The sequence below is a fragment of the Pseudomonas sp. NPDC087615 genome (assembly GCF_044743445.1).
GTDB classification, from domain to species: Bacteria; Pseudomonadota; Gammaproteobacteria; order Pseudomonadales; family Pseudomonadaceae; genus Aquipseudomonas; species Aquipseudomonas baetica_A.
Map to the genome: position 1 here is coordinate 36,099 of NZ_JBIUWM010000010.1, position 21,093 is coordinate 57,191.

Sequence of the window (21,093 nt, forward strand, 5' to 3'; positions counted from 1 at the left end):
TGCCTTTTTTCTTACCAGAGATAGCGATAACCCAAGCTGACACCGAACGGTTGTTCGATACCGTTGCCCTTGGCGTACTCGGCATCCAGAGAAATCTTGCTTTTCTCCGTGACTTGCAACACGCCACCGAACCCGACTTCCACACGGCTACCCGGCAATTTCGCATCGAATTTATTGCCGTTGACGGTGACCTTGCTGCTGCCCGCGTGCTCGGTAATGAAGGATGCTTTGACGTATGGCTGGGCCTTCATACCGTTACTCAGTTCCAGACTGCGACCAAAGAGCGAACCGACACGACTTTGCAGCGAATTCAGATTATCGGTCTTGACCCGCAGACCGTTGCTGGCGGTATAGCTCGCGCCCTGAGTCTGAGTGGCCGTGATTTCCACCTGCGGCTCAACGAACCAGCCATCTTTGAGCGCGATGCGTTTGCCGATCTCGATGTCGGCACCCACACCATTGGTGCTGTAGGAACCTTTTACCGAATTACCCAGATTGCTCGGGGTTTTGATGTCGTTATCGAAGCGGCTGTACTTCAACACGCTGTCCACATAGACGCCGTTGTCGTTCAAATAGGTGGCATAGAGGCCGAACATGCGGCTATCGATCTCACCCGAGGCGCCCTCGCCGAAGTTCAGGTCCGAACGGGCCGTGCCGACCATGGCACCGACATAGACTTTGCCGCTGTCGATCGCGAATGCCTTGTCGGCACCGATTTCCAGACCACTAACGTCCTGGGTGTAAGCACGGCTGGAGTTCTCGCTGACATCGAAGCGCTTACCGATGGCACGCGTCCAGATACCACCGTCGTCCTGCCCCATGCGCAATTCACCCAGACGTTTGACCAGCGCATTCATTTGCGCACTCCACAGACTGGCGCCAGCCGTGTGCGCGGCGATGGCGGCGTTAGTGCCCTTTGAGAGGTTTTCCGGCCGTGGGTTGACCGGCGTCGGCGGCGTCACCGGATCCAGTGGTTTTGCTGGATCGACAGGCGTCACTGGATTGACAGGTGTTACCGGGGCGACAGGCTGTTCTGGATCGGCAGGCGTGACCGGAACGACGGGATCGCTGCTGCCACTGGCCAGCACCCAGTCATCACCCTGTTGCTGCAAGGTGTAGCGGAACGCGCCGGCATCGACATGGCCACCGTAGAGTCCAAATTTCGCACTGCCGCCCTGGGTATCGACCAGCACCATACGCCCGTCAATAGCCGCGGGTTCATGACCGGAGTCGCCCACGATCAACGTATGATCGCCACTCGCCAGGCCAGCCTCCTGCACCACCAGCAAATCACTTTGCTGATTGGCGATATCGGTGTTCATCAGGATGTTGCCGCTGCCGGACAATGCATTGACAGTGAATGTCTTGAAGCTGCCATCCGTACTTGGCACAAAGGCAACACTGCCGCCATTGAGCGTCAGGGAGTCAACGGTTTTCACGCCGTTCTCCATGACATTAACGGTACCGCCTGCGTCCGCGACCAGCCCGTTGGCCTGCGCGCCCTTGTACAGATTGATTCGCCCGCCATTGCTCACGGTGCTGTTGTTGACCGTGGCGGTGTCATAGACACTCTGCAAGCCACCGTCGATGCGTGTACCGGTTGCCACCGTGCCGCCGAACATGCCTATTTGCAGACTCTGCTCCCCACCGCTGTTGATCAGGGTGTCTCGCGCCACGCCCTGATTGGTCAACACCTGCAGCCCGCCACTATTGATGACGGTGTCAGTTGCAGTGCCCCCGACAGTCAGAGTCTGAACGCCATTCTGATTGATCACGGTACGGTTGGCCCGCCCTGTCGTGGTTTGCACCGTCTGTGCGCCACCGTTCAGAATAGTGTCGTTGGCCACACCGGAGATGCCCACCACCTGTGAGCCGCCGGCGTTAACGATGCTGCGGTTGGCAATGCCACTCTGAACGTTCTGGACGCCGTTGACAGTGGCGTCATTCGACACGCCGTTCTGAAAAACCGTCTGACTCCCGGTGACTGCGATCAACGTGTTGTTGGCCGTACCGTTGGTGCCAATATTCTGCGTGCCACCGACCACTGTTTCACCATCGACTACCGCGCCGTTGTTGACGGTTGAAGTGAACGCGTTCGCCTGTACCGGCAGCAACAGGAAGATAGCCAGCGCAAGGGGCGAAAGCGTCAGTGCAGGGTTCTGTTTGGAGTTGATCGTCTTCATGTTCAGTACCTCGTTCTTACTGCCGGGTCGACAGTGGAAATGCCAATGGCATAGGGGCTGAGCAGCGACTGATGGAAGGCCGGCGGCTCAGTTGAGGTCTGTAATTTAGAGATCGAAGAGAACTTGCTGAGTAGGAAATTTCCCTACATTTGTAGGAAATTTCCGAAGCAAATGAGCGGTATCACAAGCATTCGTCTAGCGTAAGTACAACACTTGCAGCAAACCCGCTCTCCTCACGAGAGAGCGGGTATCCGGCTTTACGGGTGCAATCAGTGGCGCGCGCCCACCACCTCTGCTCCATTGGACAGAATCACTTCGACCCGCCGATTGTGCTGGCGTCCTGCCGCGCTGCCGTTATCGGCCACCGGGAATTCCTCGCCAAAGCCCTGAGTCACGATACGCCGACGATCCACCCCCAATTGCGACAACGCACTGGCGACAGAAGACGCGCGGCGCTCGGACAACACCTGATTGGCGGCCTCGTTGCCGACGTTGTCGGTGAAGCCCTCCACCCGCACTTTGCGCTCCGGGTTACTGGCCAGGAAGTCGGCCAGGTGCTGGAACTGACGCTGGCTGCCGTACTTCAAATCAGCCTTGCCGGTGTCGAACAGCACGTCACCGAAGGTCACCACCTCACCCCGATCCGTCTTCTTGGCTTTCAGTGCTTGCAGGGCCTTGAGCTGCTGGGTACGGACATCGAGCTGCACCTGAGTGCGTTCGGCGTCGATTTTCTTTAGGCCGGCCTCCGCTTGGCGACCGACAATGGTCTGCTCGGCCGCAGCAATTTTCTGGCTGGCCAGATAAGCCAACTGATCAACATCTGGGGCCTTGCGATCCTTGAGGGAAGCCTGATCGGCCTTGTTCAGCGCAGTGAACGCGTCCTTGGTTTCGATCGCCGCGAGCGTGTTTGACTCGGCTTTTTGTTGCAGCGCGGCGAATTGCGCACGGGCTTGCAGCAATTGCGGGTTTTCCGGCGGTGTGGCGCAACCGGCGAGCATCAGGGCAAACAGGGAAACGGCTGGCAGTAATTTGAAAGTCTGCATGGGGCTTTTCCTTATTGAGCACTGGCAGGCGGATTGAAACCGGTAACCGGGTCTTGCAGCATTTCCTGCTTGAGCACCTGGATGCCGCTGCGGGCGTCTGTCAATTGCTTCTGCCACTTCACAGCTCGCGCCTTGCGTTCGGCCAGGTTGGCATCAGCTTCGATCTGCTCGGCCAGCACTTTGGCTTGCGGGTAATTTTTCTCGCCCAGGGCGCGCTCCATCAGGAACATCTTGTCCTGCGCCGCCTTCATTTCCAGTGGGGCATATTGGGTCGCATCTGCCGAAACGGCACGATTGACCGCCTCTTTGGACAGCGAAATCTGTTGCTCCGGAATCGGTGCGCTGGCACAGGCACTCAAAGCTGCCGCTACAACCAGCACGCTGACCGACAGTCGCGCACGGGAAGACAGATGTTGAAGGTTCATCAACTGCTCCAAACAATAAAAAGTAGGATGACACGCAGCGCGAAGGGGAGTCGGCGTTACCGAGAATCAGTGCCCCTGCTCGTTGCGTACGGCGCTTCGACAGGGGCCGTCAGCGTTGCGCTGATGGCCCCTGTTGATCGCCCGTTGTCTGAATCAGCCTTACGCTGAGTCCACTGCACGTTAACGAGGGAGGGTCATTGGCGAATGTAGGAAAATTCGCAAATATCGACGTTCAAAACGAAAAAGATCCAGCGAACCGCGATCAGTTCGCCAGGTAGGTTTCCAATTGCGCGGCGAGGTGTTCCATGGCTTGCTGCAGGGCGTCCACCGCCTCAGTCAACACCGCCGAATCCAGACCTTCGCTGGCGGTTTCCAAGGCCTCACAGGCCTGAATCAGCGACTGCGCCTTGATGATCCGCGCGCCACCCTTGACCCGGTGTGCAAGGTCAGCCAACCCTGGCAAATCATGCTGCGTGAACAGTCGCATGAGTTTGGCCATGTCGTCGTCATTACTGGTGGCCAGATCCGTCAGCAGGCTCTTGATTGACGCCCGGTCACCGCGGGTCAGTTGCTCAAGACTGCTCACGTCAAAATCAATGCCACCCTCCGCGTTGCCGGTATCCTCTTCTTCGGTTACAGGTCGGACATGAGGCGTTATCGAAGCCAATCGCGCGTTCAGATCCTTGAGGCTGATGGGCTTGAACAGGCAATCGTCCATGCCCGCCTCTGCACAACGCAACTTCTCCTCGGCCTGTGCATTGGCGGTGAAGCCCAGCACCAGGCTGCGTGGCAACGCTCGTGCGGTTTCTTCGTCGCGTATCGCCCGCGCCAGCTCGTAGCCGTTCATGATCGGCATGTTGCAATCGGTGATGACCACATCAAAAGACTCGTTGCGCCACGCCCGCAAACCATGGGCGCCGTCCTCAGCGTCCGTGACCCGGTGCCCCAGATAAGTCAGTTGCTGGGACAACAACAAACGGTTGGCCGGATAGTCATCAATCACCAGGATATTCAGCGCCCGACTGACCGTAACCGGTTCAATCTCGGCCACCGCAACGCGGGCCAATGGCTGCAAGGTGGGTAAACTCAGGCGCACCTCAATCTGTGTGCCCTGCCCCAGCGCACTGTGCATCGTCAGCGAGCCACCCATCATTTCGCACAAGGTGCGGCTGATCACCAGACCCAGCCCGGAACCGCCCTGCACAGACTGGCCATGGTTGCCAGCCTGGGTGAACGGCGTGAACAGCCGTTGCTGGTCTTCCACGGATATCCCGCGACCACTGTCTTCGACCCGCAGACATAGCGCCAACCGATCCTGGTCAATCGCAGGTTCTACCCGCACACGCAATACGACGTGACCCACCTCGGTGAACTTGATCGCATTGCTCAACAGGTTCGACAGCACTTGCTTGAAGCGCAGCGGATCAATCAAGACGTCTACGTTGGCCAGCGCATCCAGATCCAGTTGCAGGCGCAGTTGTTTTTGTCGCGCCAAGCCTTCGAATATCCGCACCACCGACTCGATCAGCTCACGCAGATTGGCCCGCTCCGGAGCCAGCGACAACCGGCCGGATTCGATCCGTGCGATGTCGAGAATGTCGCCAATAAGATCGAGCAAGCCCCGCGCCGCGCCCGAGGCCACCTCAATGGCGAAACGATCCATGACGCCCTGATCGGCTTTTTTCATGGCCAGTTCAAGCATCCCGATCACGGCATTCATCGGTGTGCGGATCTCATGACTCATCGTCGCCAGGAACGTGGTCTTGGCGCGGTTGGCATCGTCGGCGCCGTCTTTGGCGATGCGCAACTCGTGCAACAGTTGCTGGCGTTCGCTGACGTCGATCCAGCCGGAAATCATCCCGCTGACTTCGCCATCACTGCCACGGTAAGGCAGCATCCAGTGATAAATAGTCAGCAGACGACCGTCTGCCAGACTGAGCTTGCGATCCTCAACTCGCGGCACGCCTTCATCCATGACTTGCCGGTAATCGTTCGCATAGCCCTGCGCCTCGATAGCGTCACTCAGCACGCCGTCGGTCACGGTTTTACCGATCACGGCTTCGCGTTCAACGCCAAACACTTGCAGGTAACCGCTGTTACACGTCACCAGCCGTCCTTCGCGGTCGCGCACATAGATCGGGTGCGGCGTGCCGTCGATCAACACGCGCATGAACTCCATCTGGTCGTTGAGGGCGATTTCAGCCTGGCGCCGCTTGCGCATCAGCATGCGCAGGTAAGCAATCCAGCCGAACGCCACCAGCAACAACACACCGGCGATGACGAACCCTTGAATGATCGTGCTGCGATGGCGCAGCCAATAACTGTCGTCGACCACCACTTCAGTGCGCCAGCGGTTGGTCAGCTCATCCATTTCTTCAGGGGAAATGCTCAACAGCGCCTTGTCGAGAATCGAGTACAACTCCAGCGCACCGCGATCGGTCGCCAGCGCTATACGCGCCTGCTGAGTCCCTACGGTGCTGGTGATTTGCAGCCGGCCGCGATACTGGCGGGAGATCAAGTAACGGGCATTGAGCAAGGAATTGATCGCACCATCGACCTCGCCCTTGGCAACCATGTTCATCGCATCGGCAGCATTTTGCGCCGTCACCAGGTGCACCCGGGGAAACTGCTCCACAAGGTATTCGCGCAACACGTTGCCGCGAATCAACGCCAGACGCTTGCCGGCCATTTGGTCCAGGGTCTGGGGAGCGCCCTCGCCGCTGGCCGTAACCAGTACGAACGGGTTGGTCAGATAAGGTCGGGTAAAACGCAAGGCACCTTCACGCTCGGCACTGGGGGTAAACGCGGCGAGCATGTCAGCCTTGCCGCTGGTCACCAGATCGACCAGGTCAGCGACTGACTCGGCCCGTTGTACGTCGAACTTCAGGCCGGTGCGCAGGCTGATTTTGGCCAGCACATCGGCACTGATGCCACGAAAATTGCCTTCATTGTCGAAGAACGTCAGCGGAAGAAAGTTCTCATTGATCGCCACGTTTATCCTGGGGTGACGCTCCAGCCAGCGTTGCTCGCTGACGCTGAAGTGCAGGGTCTGTCGCCCGGGCATGGTCGCGCCCCCCGCACTCCATCGGCGCAAAATACTCATGCGCTCAGTGGTGGGAATCGTGTCCAGCGCTGCATTGAGGATACGCAACAGTCGGTCGTTGCCACGAGACACAGCAAAGCCGAATGGCTGCACTTCCAGCCGCGAGAAATCACTGAGCTGCACGTTATTGAGGTAATTCTTGCTGATCAGGTAGTTGGAGCTGATCGAGTCGCCCAGGTACACGTCCGCCTGACTGAACGCCACCGCACCGATAGCGCTCAAGGTTGAGGGATACAACTGGATGGTGGCCTTGGGATAGAACGCCTTCACCACTTCTGGTGGCAAATAGTGATAGAGCATCGCCACACGCTTGCCAGCCAGATCCACCGGCAGATCCTGGTTCTCGCCGATGCGGGTCAGCAACGTCGGCTGATCGTCGGCGTAGGGCCTGGACACTGCCAGGTCGGGATCAACTGCCTCGTAACCATTGGCGGTGCCAAGCAAATCGATCTCACCGTTTTTAAGCGCAGCCAGCACCTCGTCGCGCGACTCAAACCGGCGCACCTCGACCTTGATATGCAGCAACTGAGCGATCAACTGCGCATAGTCGGCCGTCAGACCTTCGTAGTCATTGTCATTGGTGGTAATGCCAAACGGTGAGTAATCGGGAGCCGAAGCGCCCAGCAACAATGCTTTGCGATGCCGCAACCAGCTCCAGTCCGACTCGTCGAGTGAAACCGCATATTCATCGACCGTCGAACGCCCAAGCAATTGCAATGTTTCAGGCTCAGCGGCAAAAGCATTGCCGGCTAGCAGCAAGCCAGACAGCAACAGCCCCGCAAAGCACTTTCTGAAAGAAGTATTCATCTAGACAAGGTTATTGCGCTTGGCAAAATCGGCGAGGTACACCACCGATTTGACCTTGAGCTTCTCGATCAGCCGGGTCTTGTAAGTGCTGACGGTTTTGTTGCTCAGCAACATCGCTTCACCAATTTCCTTGTTGCTCAGCCCGTTGGATAACTGTTGCAGGATCGTCAGCTCACGATCGGACAGGCTCTGGATGAGTTCAAGATCGGTGGCATCAACATCGCTTCGCCGCACCGAACTGGTGGCCAGATTGGGAAAGAAGGTATAGCCGTCCATCACAGCCTTGATGGCTTTGATCAGCTCATCAAGATCGTTGGTTTTGGAGATATAGCCAGCGGCGCCGGCCTTCATGCAGCGCATGGAATAGAACAGCGCCGATTGCGAGGTCAGCACCAGCACCTTGCTCGACAGCCCCAGTGCACTGATACGCGAAATCACTTCCAGCCCATCGAGCTTGGGCATGGCGATATCCAGAATAATCAGGTCCGGAGCGTGTTCACGGGCCAGTTGCACAGCGTCGGCGCCGTTGTCCGCCTCGGCCACGACGTCGAACTGTTCCTGTTTGAGCAGCATCTTGACCGAAGAGCGAATGAACGGATGATCGTCCACAACTATCGCTTTAAGCATAAAAACCTCTGGAGAGCACGCCGGCAACCGACATCGTCAAGGCCATGAGTGTGAGTGGGACAGCAAGCCATTCGGTGCGTGCGGCAAAAATACACGAGCGCGAATGAAGTGTAGGAAAATTCTGCAGCCATATAGGAGCAAACGGTGAAAAGTTCACCGTGCGCTTTCCAGCGTTTTCAGCCACTGCAACAAATCGTGCCCATTCATGGGCCTGGCCAGGTGAAACCCTTGGCCGGTCTCACACCCCAGTTCCAGCAGCCCCTCGCGAATCCGCGGACTACTGACCCCCTCAATCACCAGCCTCATGTCCAGCGACTGCGCCAGCCCCTGCGTGCAGGTCACCATGGCACGATTGCGCTGGCGATCCAGACGCTGGACGAAGCGTCCATCGAGCTTGATCTGATTGAACGGTAACTGGCAGAGCAGCTTGAGCGAAGAGAAGCCCACCCCGAAGTCATCGACCGACAAACCGCAGCCCAACAGTCTCAATCGCAGGAGGTTTTCATGGATGCCGGGGGCGCTGTCGAGCAAGCCGTTTTCCGCGAATTCGAACATCAGCGTCGAGCCCTTGAAGGCATGTCGCTCGAGTGCCCGTTTGATGTGCTCGATCAGTTCACCGTTCGCCAGTTGCGAGGCATGCAGGTTGAACGCCAGCGTCAGGTTGACGCCTTGGCGACGCAAGATCCCCATCAGGCTCAAACCCTGTTCCAGCAGGTGTTTGAACATCTGGTCAATCAAGTCATACGCCAGCACCGCCGCCAGGAACTCACTGGGCAGCAACACACCCCGCGCCGGATGCTGCCATCGCGCAAGCGCTTCGACGCCGACGGCTGCGCCGGTCTGAAGTTCGACCTGCGGTTGAAACCAGGCACGGAACTCGCCCAACGCCAGCCCACGCCGCACTTCCTCTTCAGTAGGCAGCTCTCTGCGCAGCATGTTCGGCACCGGCACTGCCCGCGCGCGGCTGTAGCGGTGCAACAAACGATGCACCGAGCGCAGTTGAATCGGTCGACGGAGTATCCCCAGCAGTTGCAGCCCGGCCAACGATTGCATGTGCCCCAGCGCACGATGCAACTCCGGCTGCAATTCGCTGCACAGCACCACCGCGCGCACCATGCCGCTTTGACTGGCGCGCCGCAGAAACTCGAGGCAATCGAGTCCGCGATCAGTCAGGTCGCACAGCACGATGTCGACGCCGCCATAGAGGTGCATCTGCACCATCGCATGTTCGCCATCTGTGGCTTGGACCACGTCGTGTACGCCCAGGCGCTGCAACATCTTGACCAGCACGCTGCGCGCAAAACCTTGATTTTCCAACACTAGAATACGCGGGGAAGCCATCGTCAATTCATCGCTTAATCGAGCTGAGAGCAGGCATATTGGCGATAGCCAAAAGCGTGCTGCGAAGGACTTATCCGACAGTCATGTAGGAAATTTCCCAGAGATAACGCCTGCAAAAAAATGCCGCCGTTGGCGCCGGCGGCGTGCCTCAGTAATAGATGATCTGCACCACCATGATTGCCTCGAAAGGCCCGACCTTGGGATCGCCCAACGATACGACCGAAGCGCTGAACGGCACGTCGATATGAGTCACGTCCGCCGGGAAATTGACCAGCGGAAAGGGTTCGTTGATCGGTACCAGTTGGTTGCGTGAATCGCGCACCTGAATGCCGAACTGGCTATCACTGGCCGGCACGATGGTGTAATCACCCTGCTGCTGAGTGGTGACCAATGTGGCGCCCAGGTTGATCGCCGTGCTGCATCGTTTCTCCAGCGCCAGGCTGAAAGGCCGGGTCGGATTGGGCGGTGAGAGGCCGTTGGCGGTTTTCTGGATGACCCCGAAATCGACGATTCCCGGCTCAGGGGTTACGGTCACATCAACACTGCAAGCCGTGCCGACAATGTTTTGCAGGCCGCTGAGCTGAAAACGGAAATTGCCAAACGGATTGCCTGGCCCGCCGTTGAGTCCATATAACCCGTCGAACTGGAAGACGTCGTACGTATCTTGTGAGGGCCGCTGCAGCGGTAACAGCCCGCGTTTGCGGATGACCACCTGAAACGCGATGCTCGGACTGACCAACGAACACGGCAACATCTCTGCATCATTGGAGGCCGAGGGGCAGCCCCGTGAAACAAAACCGGTATTCACCCCTTGGGTCGGGTTGGCGCTCCAGTCACCGTCCCAGGCTGCCACCCCCTTGTACACCAGACCAAATTCAATACCCCAGGGTGTCGCGTTCAATCCAGCCGGGTTGCCGTAGAAATAGATCGGGTCGTCTTCGGCAAAATGGATGTCGTGAACCTTCCAGCACTTGGCGGGCACCACATGCGTTTTCGAGCGCCAGATGATCGTACCGTCCGGCACCGTATCGGGCACCGACACCGGGCCGATGTATTCACTCAGGTACGAGCCGTCATTCAGCGATTTGCACAACATCGCCCAGGACGCCTGAGAAAACATCAGCAACAGCATCGCCAGACAAAGCCTGAGCGGCGTGCGCTTCATGGCTTGACGCCCGTGCAGACGTTTGCCACGCACTTGAACAGCGAATCGGTCTGCCCTCCGAAGTCGTTCATGTTCGACACACGCAGCGAGGTGAACGCCGTGCTGGTCAATGGAAAGCGTGCGTTGGCGTAGGGCGCGATCATGATCGTGTCGATCGGCATCCGGGTCTTTTGCTCACCGGCCAGCAGCCCGACCACGGTGATGTGAAACGGCGTCGGGTTCTCCACCGAAAGCTGTTTAGTGCCCGGATCGATTTTCAGCTTCAAGCCCAGCGCCAGATCATCTCCGCGCTCGCGTTTGACCGAGGCCGGGCGATAGAACAGCTTGATCTTCGACTGCAAGGCGATCTGCATCGAATTGACAGCCTGAGTCTTGGGTGGAATCTCGCGCACGTTGAGGTAAAACACCGATTCGCGATCTTTGGGCAACGCCAGCTCAGGCAGTTTCACGATGCGCAACACACTGCTTTCACTGGGTTCAATGCGCTGCAATGGCGGCAGCACCATGAACGGCGACGTGACCTTCTGGCCGGCTTCGTTTTCGATCCACGACTGCACGACAAAAGGCAACTGCGCGTTCTTGTTGCTGAGCGTGACGCTGACTGACGGCGCGCTCTCCTCGAACACGATTCGCGTTCGGTCCGGCACCACCGCCGCGTTGGCCAATAACGGAACACACAGGCCTGCAATGAGGCCCAAACGATTGAACAGGCCACGGGTTGTGGACAATGAAAGAGATTGCATAAAGGTTCTCCGCAAGGATAAAGGCCGGGTCAGGTTCAAGCCCGGATTAAAGGCAGCGCACGGGTTTGGCGATGTTGGTCACGACGTCTTCTTCAGGCAGTGCGGCCAAGGCACAACGATTGACGTCGTCCCACACCGCGACCAACTCAGCCTGCGCTTTGACGCCCAGCAGATAAGTCACCCCGCCTTCACCGACGATGCCCACTTCCTTGTTTGTGTGTTTGTCCTGCACCGACGCGCCGAAAGGCACCGGTTTGCCATCAGATCGGGTCAACGTCACGTAGGCGTTATGCCCACGGGCGGTGGAAAAATTCACATAGCCGATAGCGCCCTCGGTCAGCGCCAGACGCTGGATCGGGTTTGAGACTTCGGTGTTGAGCGGCAATTTTTCCATGTTGATCCGCGCTTCATAGGCCTGGAACGATGGCAAACCGTCCATCACCGCGTAACCGGCCTGGTTGGAGCGTGTCTGACCACTGAACGCCACGTCCGGCACGCCATCGGTCGATACCAGCAAACGGGTATCGCCATTCGAACCGTTGCCATGGGCCGACACGCCATAGCGGGTGGCGACCAGCGAACTGTCGAACTCGCCGGTCAGCGAACGGTAGGTGCTGCCATCGGTGGTAGCAGAAGCGTTGGCCCGATAGGTGGATGCTCGTTTGCCGACATAAGCATTGACGTAGCGGTTATCACCGATCCCGCCATACACCTGATAATTCAGGCCATCGCCGTCGTCGTGGCTATACCCGACGTTGCCCGACGACGCCCCGGTCCCCGAGCGCTGCATGTTGCTCGACAGCATCGAGTTACCGCCCAGCGGAATGGAAACCCCGAGATAGATCTGCGAGTCGTTCTGCCGCGTATTGCGGGTTTGATACGCGGACAGGTTGGCATTGATGTTCTTGACGTTGCCGATTGAAAAACTGCGCGCCAGCGACAGACCGAAACGCTCGGAGGGCGCCGCGTCCCAATAGGTGGAATGGTCGTAGGAGACACTCGTCGACAGCCAGGAAAAATGCTTGGCCAGCGTCACCGAATAGCGCTGTTTACCCGAGTTCAGCGAGTAGGAATCAGGGTCGCCGACAAACTGCGAGAAGTTGGTAAACGTCTTGTCTGAAAAGCGATAACCGAGAAACCGCAGGTCTGTGCCAATGGCATCAAAACGCTTGGAATAGTTGATCCGGTACGAGTTACCCACCACCGTTTCGCCACTCCAGCGCAACTTGGCCCGCGAGGTGGTGACATCTGCCGACAACGCGCCGAACACGCCCAGATCCTTGCCGACGCCGATGGCATCCGACAGGTAATCCGAGGCTGCAAGCACGCCGCCATACACCGTCCAGTCCCGTGGCAAACCGTAGGCCAACTCTGAAGCAATAAACCCGGGCTCGGTGCCGCCGGCACCGTTGAGCCGCGGCTGCCCGGCCGAGACCTTGTAGCGCAACTCGCCCTCGCGGGACAAAAACGGTACCGCCGCCGTGGTGACCGTGAAGGTCTGTTCGGTACCGTCCTCTTCGCGCACGGTGACATCCAGCGTGCCCTGGGCGCTGCTGTTCAAATCCTGAAGGCTGAATGCGCCAGGCGTGACCGTGGTCGAGTACAACACTCGGCCCTGCTGCGACACGGTCACGGTCGCGTTGGTCCGCGCCAAACCACTGATCAACGGCGCATAACCGCGCAGACTGGGCGGTAACATGCGGTCGTCGCTGCTCAACGTGGCGCCACGCAGGGCAAACGTATCGAACACATCGGAGTTCAAATAATCTTCGCCCACCGATAGCTTCGAGCGAATGGCCGGCAAGGCGCGATAGGCATAGAGACGGTTCAACTGGAACGCTTTGCTGTTGATGTCACCGCTCTGCTGACCGGACTCTTGCCGGGCCTGGTAATCGGCACGAATCCGCCAGGCGTCAATGTTCACCCCGGCGGTGCCGTAACTTTGCAACGAGCGGGAATCACCGGACGCCGTGGACTGGCGGCTGTTGGCGATCACCCGGTAATCGAGCAATGCACCGTCCAGCCCCTCGCTCCAGGCAGCCGGGGGAATGTAATTGGGATCGTCATATTCGAACGTCGCCTGCGGCAGACTGATCGAAAGTCGGCCCAGACTTTTGATGTACTTGATGCTGGCGTTGTCGATCCCGCGCAAATCAACGCACTGGCCGTCAGCCAGCCTTGGCAGGCCCTTCAACACCTCCGGTTTCAAACCGAACATCGCCACCAGTTCTTCCGGCAGGCAGGCGTAACTTTCCTGCGGATCGTCAGCACTTTTGAATTCTATGGAACGGCTGCCGAAGTAACGCTGATTGACAGTAATGTCCAGCAAGTAACTGCCGGGTACTGTGTATTGGGCATGGGTAAACTGTCCGAGGCTGATATTGTCTTTACGATCAATATTCAGAAACTCCGAATTGAACTCCACGGCATTTGAATAGCGCGCAGAGAGGATCAATACGCAAGACACGAAAAGTGTGCGGCAGTACACGGGCAATACCCTTTAAACAGTGCTCTGACAGATAAGAAAAAAGGGGCTATCGCCCCTTTTTCTTAAAACAATCAATACGGGCGTATCAGTTGTAGGCAACGGTGAAGTTGGCAACGCTGTCCGCTTCACCGGTGGTCACAGCAGCCGCGGTGGCTTCGTACATCGCCGCGAAGGTCACGGTGTTGTTGCCGTCTTGCAGAACGACTGGCGCAACCTGCTCCTTGCCGTTATCGAGCATTTCACCGGCGCTTGCCTGCAGGCGAATGCCGACGTTCTGGGCCAGGCCAGTGGTGGCGAACAGTGCAGGAACCGATGGATCCTGCACGCCGCTGAAGGTGAAGCGGGCGTTCTTCTGGGTGGTGGTGTCGCAGTCGGTCAGGACGATGTCGAACTTGACCGGGTCGGAGCGATCACCCGTAGCCTTGAAACGGTTCGATGGGACCTGACCCAGCGAAACAGTTTGATCAAGGGAGCTGGCGTCGATACCACATGCACCGGAAACGATTTCACCGATAAAACGCACGGTGCCTGGGTTGCCGGTTGCTGGCGCAGCATTGGCGAAAGAAGCAAGACTCATGGCAACAGCAGCGGTAGTCACAGCGAAAAACTTATTCATCGTAGGCATCTCTAGGGATAGTTATTTATCAGGCCCAGCGGCCTGGCTTCCCAAATAACTCACGAGCGGCAATCTGGCTTATCGCTGTAACAAATAAACCATGGCTTATTCCGACAACTGAAGCCCCCATACTTTTGGCCATCGCCGCCGGTATTTTCCTGGCCCAACAGTTGTGAAAAAAGTAATGCCTCACTGATTATTCAGGACGCAGGGCATCTCTGCTCCGGGGAAAATAATGAGTGATGCCTACGCGTGAAAATGTAAGTTTTTTCCCTCCGAAATGTAGGATATTTCCCAGCGCTAATCGGTTGTACTCGGACTCCAGAAAGCCTGCACCACCAGCGTCGACGTCGAGATCCGCGCCACCAGTGCGTCCAGCTCGTCACCGTCGACCGAGGTGGTTGCCAGCGTCGCCTCGATCTCGATTTCATCAGCGCCAAAGGCATGCACGTCAACATCGCTGGCCGGGTAGTTACTGCGTTCAAGCTCCGCTTCGAGCAAGGCAAATACGGCTTTTTGCTGCGAGCGTCGGGCGATGACGTAGACGATGTTGGTAACTTCGGCCGAGACCACGTCCAGCGGCTGACGGTTGATGTTGTTGACGATCGGTCGCAGCAAGGTGTTGGCGGCGAGGATAAACAGCGTTCCTAGCACCGCTTCGGCCAGCAGATCGGCACCGGCGCAGGCGCCGACCGCAGCCGATGTCCACAGGGTCGCGGCGGTGTTCAGGCCACGCACGTTGCCCTCTTCGCGCATGATTACCCCGGCACCGAGAAAACCGATACCGGACACCACGTAGGCAACCACGCGCACCGCGCCTTCAGCGCCGGCGAGACGGTTGGCCATGTCGACGAAAATTGCCGCGCCAACGGCGACCAGCACATTGGTGCGCAGGCCGGCGGTGCGTTGCCGGTACTGGCGCTCGAAGCCGATCAGGCCACCGAGAATGAAAGCCGCGCTGAGGCTGACGAGAGTGTCGAGCAGCGAGGTGAGGTTGAGGTTGTTGATGGCTTGCATGATGAAGTCCTCCTTGAGAACGCATCCCTCCTGTGGGAGCGGGCTTGCTCGCGAAGGCGTCGTGTCAGTCAAATACGTTCAACTGACACTCCGCTTTCGCGAGCAAGCCCGCTCCCACAGGTACGGTGGTGTTACTGCCAGCCGAACCGGCGGATGTAGAAGCCTTTGACCGCCTGGGTCAGGGCCATGTACGCCAGCAAAATCACCGGCAGGAACACGAAGTACAGCGATGGCAGCGCCTGCAGTTTGAAGTAATGCGCCAACGGCCCCATCGGCAGGAAGACGCCGACTGCCATGATGATCCCGGTCATCACCAGCAGCGGCATGGCTGCACGGCTTTGCAGGAACGGAATCTTCGGCGTGCGGATCATGTGCACGATCAGCGTCTGGGTCAGCAGCCCGACCACGAACCAGCCGGACTGGAACAGCGTCTGGTGATCGGGGGTGTTGGCATCGAACACGTACCACATCAAGGCGAACGTGGTGATGTCAAAGATCGAACTGATCGGGCCGAAGAACAGCATGAAACGCCCGACGTCGCCCGGCTGCCAGCGTTGTGGTTTTTTCAGCATTTCGTCATCGACGTTGTCGAACGGGATAGCGATCTGCGAAATGTCGTAGAGCAGGTTCTGCACCAGCAGATGCATTGGCAGCATCGGCAGAAACGGAATGAACGCACTGGCGACCAACACCGAGAAGACGTTGCCGAAGTTCGAACTGGCGGTCATCTTGATGTACTTGAGCATGTTGGCGAAGGTTCGGCGCCCTTCGAGCACGCCCTCCTCCAGCACCATCAGGCTTTTCTCCAGAAGGATGATGTCCGCTGCCTCTTTGGCGATGTCCACCGCGCTGTCCACCGAGATACCGATGTCAGCGGTGCGCAGTGCTGGCGCATCGTTGATGCCGTCGCCCATGAAACCAACCACATGGCCATTGCCCTTGAGGATGCGCACGATGCGTTCCTTGTGCGACGGCGTCAGTTTGGCGAAGACGTTGGTGGTCTCGACGGCCACCGCCAGTTCGGCATCGCTCATGCGCTCGACGTCGTTGCCCAGTAACAGGCCCTGTTGCGCCAGGCCGACTTCGCGGCAGATTTTTGCGGTCACCAGTTCGTTGTCGCCCGTCAGCACCTTCACGGCGATGCCATGTTCAGCCAAGGCCTTGAGCGCTGGCGCGGTGCTTTCTTTCGGTGGATCGAGGAACGCCACGTAGCCGATCAGCGTCAGCTGCGCTTCATCAGCCAGGCTATAGGTGTTGCGACCTTCAGGCATCGAGCGGGCTGCCACCGCTACCACGCGCAAGCCTTCAGCGTTGAATGCTGCGGTGACCTGACGAATCCGGGTCAGCAATTCATCGCTCAAGGCTTCATCGACGTCGGCGTGGCGCACACGAGTGCACACCGCCAGCACTTCTTCCACCGCGCCTTTGCAGATCAATTGATGCGCCTGACCACGCCCTTCGACCACCACAGACATGCGCCGACGGTCGAAGTCGAAAGGGATCTCATCGACCTTGCGAAACGCCGTGCCGACCTTGAGTTCACGGTGGACTTCCACGTGTTCCAGCACCGCCACATCCAACAGGTTTTTCAGGCCGGTCTGGTAATAGCTGTTGAGATAAGCCATTTCCAACACGTCGTCCGAGTCTTCACCCCAGACGTCTACGTGGCGCGCCAGAAAGATCTTGTCTTGGGTCAGGGTGCCGGTCTTGTCGGTGCACAGCACGTCCATGGCGCCGAAGTTCTGGATCGCATCGAGGCGTTTGACGATGACTTTTTTGCGCGACAGGAATACCGCGCCTTTGGCCAACGTCGAGGTGACGATCATTGGCAGCATTTCCGGAGTCAGGCCCACGGCAATCGATAGCGCAAACAGCAGCGCTTCGGTCCAGTCGCCCTTGGTGAAACCGTTGATGAACAACACCAGCGGCGCCATCACGAACATGAAGCGGATCAACAACCAACTGACTTTGTTGACGCCTTGCTGGAAGGAGGTGACGGCCCGATCCGTCGCGCCCACGCGTTGCGCCAGCGCACCGAAATACGTGCTGTTACCCGTGGTGAGAATCACCGCAACCGCCGTGCCCGAGACCACGTTGGTGCCCATGAACAAAATGTTGTCCAGCTCCAGCGGGTTGCGCGTGTCGCGATCAGCCTGACGCGCAAACTTCTCCACTGGCATCGATTCGCCGGTCATCGCCGCCTGACTGACAAACAGGTCTTTGGCGTTGAGCACGCGGCAATCGGCAGGAATCATGTCACCGGCCGACAACACGATCAGATCGCCGGGCACCAGTTGTTTGATCGGCACTTCGATGCGTGGCTCATCACGGCGCATGACGGTGGCGGTGTTGCTGACCATCGCCTTGAGCGCATCAGCCGCCTGGTTGGATTTGCTTTCCTGCCAGAAGCGCAGCAGCGTCGACAGCACCACCATGGAGAAAATCACCACGGCGGCTGTGAGGTCTTCGGTCAGCCACGAGATCACCGCCAACAGTGTCAGCAGCAGGTTGAACGGGTTTTTGTAGCAGTGCCACAGGTGGGTCCACCATGGCAGAGGCTGCTCGTGTTCGACTTCGTTGAGGCCGTATTGCGCACGCAGCGCATCGACTTCGAAGTCGGTGAGGCCGTCGCAATGCGTGCCCAGTGAAGACAGCAATGCCCCACTGTCGCAATGGGCAGCATCGACTAGCGTATTGGCCAGAGTGGGGGGGACTTCACGGCTGACCGTGGTGTCGTTGATGGAATCCAGCAACGCCAGGCGACGGAAGTGCCGGGCGAAGTGGCGGGTCCGCAGAAAGCCTGCGAAAAATTCCTTGAGCGTAAGTTTCATGGCTGTTGCCCCTATGGTCAGCCGGGAAACCGTCAAGCAGGTACGGCCGCGCCTGTGCCGCCGGAAAAACCGGCACGGCAAGGCTTGGCGCGCCAGTCAGAAAAGACAGGCGTGTCGATAGGGCTGCGATCTCGACGATGAGTCGAGATCACGCTCTGTTCAGCGTCGATGAGAAGGAACGTCCAGACATGACCCAGGACGGGCCATGCACGGGATGCCGCTGCTCGCATTTACGGCGAGACAACGGCACAAAAGAGGCGCGTTATCTTGCCGAGAATCTGCCGGTTACCAAGACCGGCCGACAACTGTCACTCGAACAAGTACCCACTGTGGGTCTCCGCTATTGATGAAAACGCGCGAAGCTTACGCCCCGATATCTGGAGAGTAAACCGGCAAAAGGAGGTGTGTCGGGGAATTACAGGGCTCTTCAGGAAGGGTTCAGGATTCAGAATTAGTGTTGCTTCAAATGGCCCCTTCGCGAGCAAGCCCGCTCCCACATTTTCTCCTGCGTACACAGAAAAACAGTGTGGGAGCGGGCTTGCTCGCGAAGGCGATGTATCAGGCGCCGCAGATTTTAGCTGGCAGTCGCCAACAACAGATCCGCCATCGAACGGCTGTGTCCACGATGCTTGCCATGCTCATACAACGAGCCGGCAATCTCATCGGCACGGATCGGCAACACCGACAGCAGTGTGTCGCTCAAACCATGGCTGGCCTGGCAGAAACCCTGCATGTAGATGCCTGCCTTGCAGCGCTCATCGGTGATCACTTTGTAGTTGCGATCGACCTCGAATTCGCCCAGGTATTCTTCCATCGGCGCCAGCAGTTTGCGGTGCATCTGCCGCTCGTAACCGGTGGCCAGCACCACAGCGTCATAAAGGCGCACCGTCACCTCGCCGGTGGCGTTGTTGCGCACGGTCAGCTCGATACCGTTTTCGGTGGCGGTGGCGTTCTCGACGGTGGTCAGGGTGCGGAAGGCATGGCGGGCAATCCCGGAGACCTTCTGACGATAGAAGATGCCGTAGATGCGCTCGATCAAATCGATGTCGACCACCGAGTAGTTGGTGTTGTGGTACTCGTTGACCAGACGCTCACGCTCGGCGCTGTTTTGCTGGAACACCAGGTCGGTGAACTCCGGTGCGAACACTTCGTTGACGAACGGGCTGTCGTCGGCTGGCTTGAGGGCCGAGCCGCGCAGGATCATGTCGACCTGCACCGATGGGAACGAATCGTTCAGGTCGATGAAGGCTTCCGCCGCGCTCTGCCCGCCGCCGATGATCGCAATGCTCATCGGCTGATTGTTCACGCACGGCTGCCTGGCCATCTGTGACAAGTATTGCGAATGGTGGAACACGCGGGTGTCGCCCTTCAGCGCCTTGAACGCTTGCGGAATACGTGGCGTACCGCCGGCACTGACCACCACCGAACGGGTAGTCCGCACATGTTGCTGCCCCTGGCTGTCGCGGGAAATCACGCGCAGCGCTTCGACCTGATGGTTGTGCAGCACCGGCTCAATGGTTAGCACTTCTTCGCCATAACGGCTCTGCTCGGTGAACTGCCCGGCGACCCAGCGCAGGTAGTCGTTGTACTCCATGCGGCACGGGTAGAAGGTGCCGAGGTTGATGAAGTCCACAAGGCGGCCGTGATACTTCAGGTAATTGACGAACGAGTACGGGCTGGTCGGGTTGCGCAGGGTCACCAGATCCTTGAGGAAGGAAATCTGCAACTCACTCTGGGTCGACAGGGTATTGCCGTGCCAGCTGTAGTCGGCCTGCTTGTCGAGGAACAGCACATCCAGCTCGCCCTGGGTCGGGCCGCGCTCTTGCAGGGCGATGGCCAGCGCCAGGTTCGAAGGGCCGAAACCGACGCCGATCAGGTCGTGAACGATGGGCGGTGCAATTGCCTGTGTCATTTCCAGTGTCCTCTGGATGAACCCCTCAACAGCGGGGAAAGGAAAGCCTAAGTGACCTGACCGGCCTTGAGCAGGACAGCAGGTCGTCTGTTGAGTAGGAACGAGGACAGTGAAATAAAATTTACCGGCGATGGCTCAATGGGCATCCCATTGCTTGATCCGCAGGCGGCAATGTTTCATGGCATTGACGATATGCTTTTCCACCAGAGCCTTGGAAATACCGAGCTGTGCAGCGATTTCCGGGTGCGACAGGCCTTCGATTTTGCGTAATAGAAAACTGTCGCGGCAGGCGGGCGACAGTTCAGCCAGCGCACGCTGGAGCATGTCCAGACGCTGGCCGTGATCGAGGGTGCCATGGGGGGAAGGCGTGAAATAGCGCTCTTCGTTGTCGAGCACTTCCAGCGGCTCGACCTGGCGCAGCGCGTTGCGTCGATGATCATCGATGACCAGATTCAACGCCGTACGATAAAGGAAGGCCCGGGGTTGCTCGATGGGTGTGTCGCTGGAACGCTCCAGCACCCGCAGATAAGCGTCATGCACCACATCCTCGGCAACCTGACGGTTGCCCAGCTTGGCGTTCAGGAAACACACCAGCTCGCGATAGTAGTTTTCCAACATGACTCCCGGCCGCAAAAGGTGCGGTTTCTGTCCTTGAGCACACTGATCGATCACCCCGCGATGAGCGGTAGCAAGATAGTGGCAACGTAAGGTGCGTAATTTATAGTAATTCTCATATAGATTTAAAGTAGCGTTTGTCTTTGCCCGATAAATAGTCCTGTTCTATAGCTGTTA

14 protein-coding genes are annotated in these 21,093 nt (G+C 58.3%); all 14 read right to left on the reverse strand.

Going from position 1 to position 21,093, the window contains the following annotated elements; genetic code table 11:
• Window positions 1-11: 11 nt before the first annotated feature.
• Window positions 12-2,183: an autotransporter outer membrane beta-barrel domain-containing protein gene (locus tag ACIOU6_RS07500; protein ID WP_401135085.1), complete on the reverse strand. Its 2,172-nt coding sequence runs from the start codon at window positions 2,181-2,183 to the stop codon at window positions 12-14.
• 269 nt (window positions 2,184-2,452) lie between these two features.
• On the reverse strand, window positions 2,453-3,226 hold the full coding sequence (locus tag ACIOU6_RS07505; protein WP_221732931.1) for an OmpA family protein: 774 nt from the start codon (window positions 3,224-3,226) through the stop codon (window positions 2,453-2,455).
• An 11-nt stretch (window positions 3,227-3,237) separates the two neighbouring features.
• The gene (locus tag ACIOU6_RS07510) at window positions 3,238-3,651 is read right to left on the reverse strand and encodes a DUF4398 domain-containing protein (RefSeq protein WP_221732932.1); all 414 of its coding nucleotides are present in this window, start codon (window positions 3,649-3,651) and stop codon (window positions 3,238-3,240) included.
• A 262-nt stretch (window positions 3,652-3,913) separates the two neighbouring features.
• Window positions 3,914-7,561 (reverse strand): transporter substrate-binding domain-containing protein, encoded by a 3,648-nt coding sequence (locus tag ACIOU6_RS07515; protein WP_401135088.1) that lies wholly within the window; start codon window positions 7,559-7,561, stop codon window positions 3,914-3,916.
• Window positions 7,562-8,188, reverse strand: coding sequence for a response regulator transcription factor (locus tag ACIOU6_RS07520; protein ID WP_221732934.1), 627 nt, complete (start codon window positions 8,186-8,188; stop codon window positions 7,562-7,564).
• Window positions 8,189-8,341: 153 nt separating this feature from the next.
• Complete coding sequence (locus tag ACIOU6_RS07525; protein ID WP_260455988.1) at window positions 8,342-9,529, reverse strand: EAL domain-containing protein; 1,188 nt, start codon at window positions 9,527-9,529, stop codon at window positions 8,342-8,344.
• A gap of 148 nt (window positions 9,530-9,677) precedes the next feature.
• Window positions 9,678-10,694 (reverse strand): fimbrial protein, encoded by a 1,017-nt coding sequence (locus ACIOU6_RS07530; protein ID WP_401135092.1) that lies wholly within the window; start codon window positions 10,692-10,694, stop codon window positions 9,678-9,680.
• On the reverse strand, window positions 10,691-11,437 hold the full coding sequence (locus tag ACIOU6_RS07535; RefSeq protein WP_221732936.1) for a molecular chaperone: 747 nt from the start codon (window positions 11,435-11,437) through the stop codon (window positions 10,691-10,693). The genes ACIOU6_RS07530 and ACIOU6_RS07535 overlap by 4 nt, the downstream gene beginning before the upstream one ends.
• A gap of 46 nt (window positions 11,438-11,483) precedes the next feature.
• Window positions 11,484-13,925 (reverse strand): fimbria/pilus outer membrane usher protein, encoded by a 2,442-nt coding sequence (locus ACIOU6_RS07540; protein ID WP_311775978.1) that lies wholly within the window; start codon window positions 13,923-13,925, stop codon window positions 11,484-11,486.
• A gap of 85 nt (window positions 13,926-14,010) precedes the next feature.
• The gene (locus tag ACIOU6_RS07545) at window positions 14,011-14,541 is read right to left on the reverse strand and encodes a fimbrial protein (RefSeq protein WP_221732937.1); all 531 of its coding nucleotides are present in this window, start codon (window positions 14,539-14,541) and stop codon (window positions 14,011-14,013) included.
• 300 nt (window positions 14,542-14,841) lie between these two features.
• Window positions 14,842-15,558 (reverse strand): MgtC/SapB family protein, encoded by a 717-nt coding sequence (locus ACIOU6_RS07550; RefSeq protein WP_123533034.1) that lies wholly within the window; start codon window positions 15,556-15,558, stop codon window positions 14,842-14,844.
• Between the two features lie 131 nt (window positions 15,559-15,689).
• The gene (gene mgtA / locus ACIOU6_RS07555; protein WP_401135097.1) at window positions 15,690-18,389 is read right to left on the reverse strand and encodes a magnesium-translocating P-type ATPase; all 2,700 of its coding nucleotides are present in this window, start codon (window positions 18,387-18,389) and stop codon (window positions 15,690-15,692) included.
• A gap of 574 nt (window positions 18,390-18,963) precedes the next feature.
• Complete coding sequence (locus ACIOU6_RS07560; protein WP_401135100.1) at window positions 18,964-20,301, reverse strand: lysine N(6)-hydroxylase/L-ornithine N(5)-oxygenase family protein; 1,338 nt, start codon at window positions 20,299-20,301, stop codon at window positions 18,964-18,966.
• A 135-nt stretch (window positions 20,302-20,436) separates the two neighbouring features.
• On the reverse strand, window positions 20,437-20,919 hold the full coding sequence (locus ACIOU6_RS07565) for a sigma-70 family RNA polymerase sigma factor (RefSeq protein WP_311775979.1): 483 nt from the start codon (window positions 20,917-20,919) through the stop codon (window positions 20,437-20,439).
• Window positions 20,920-21,093: the final 174 nt, after the last annotated feature.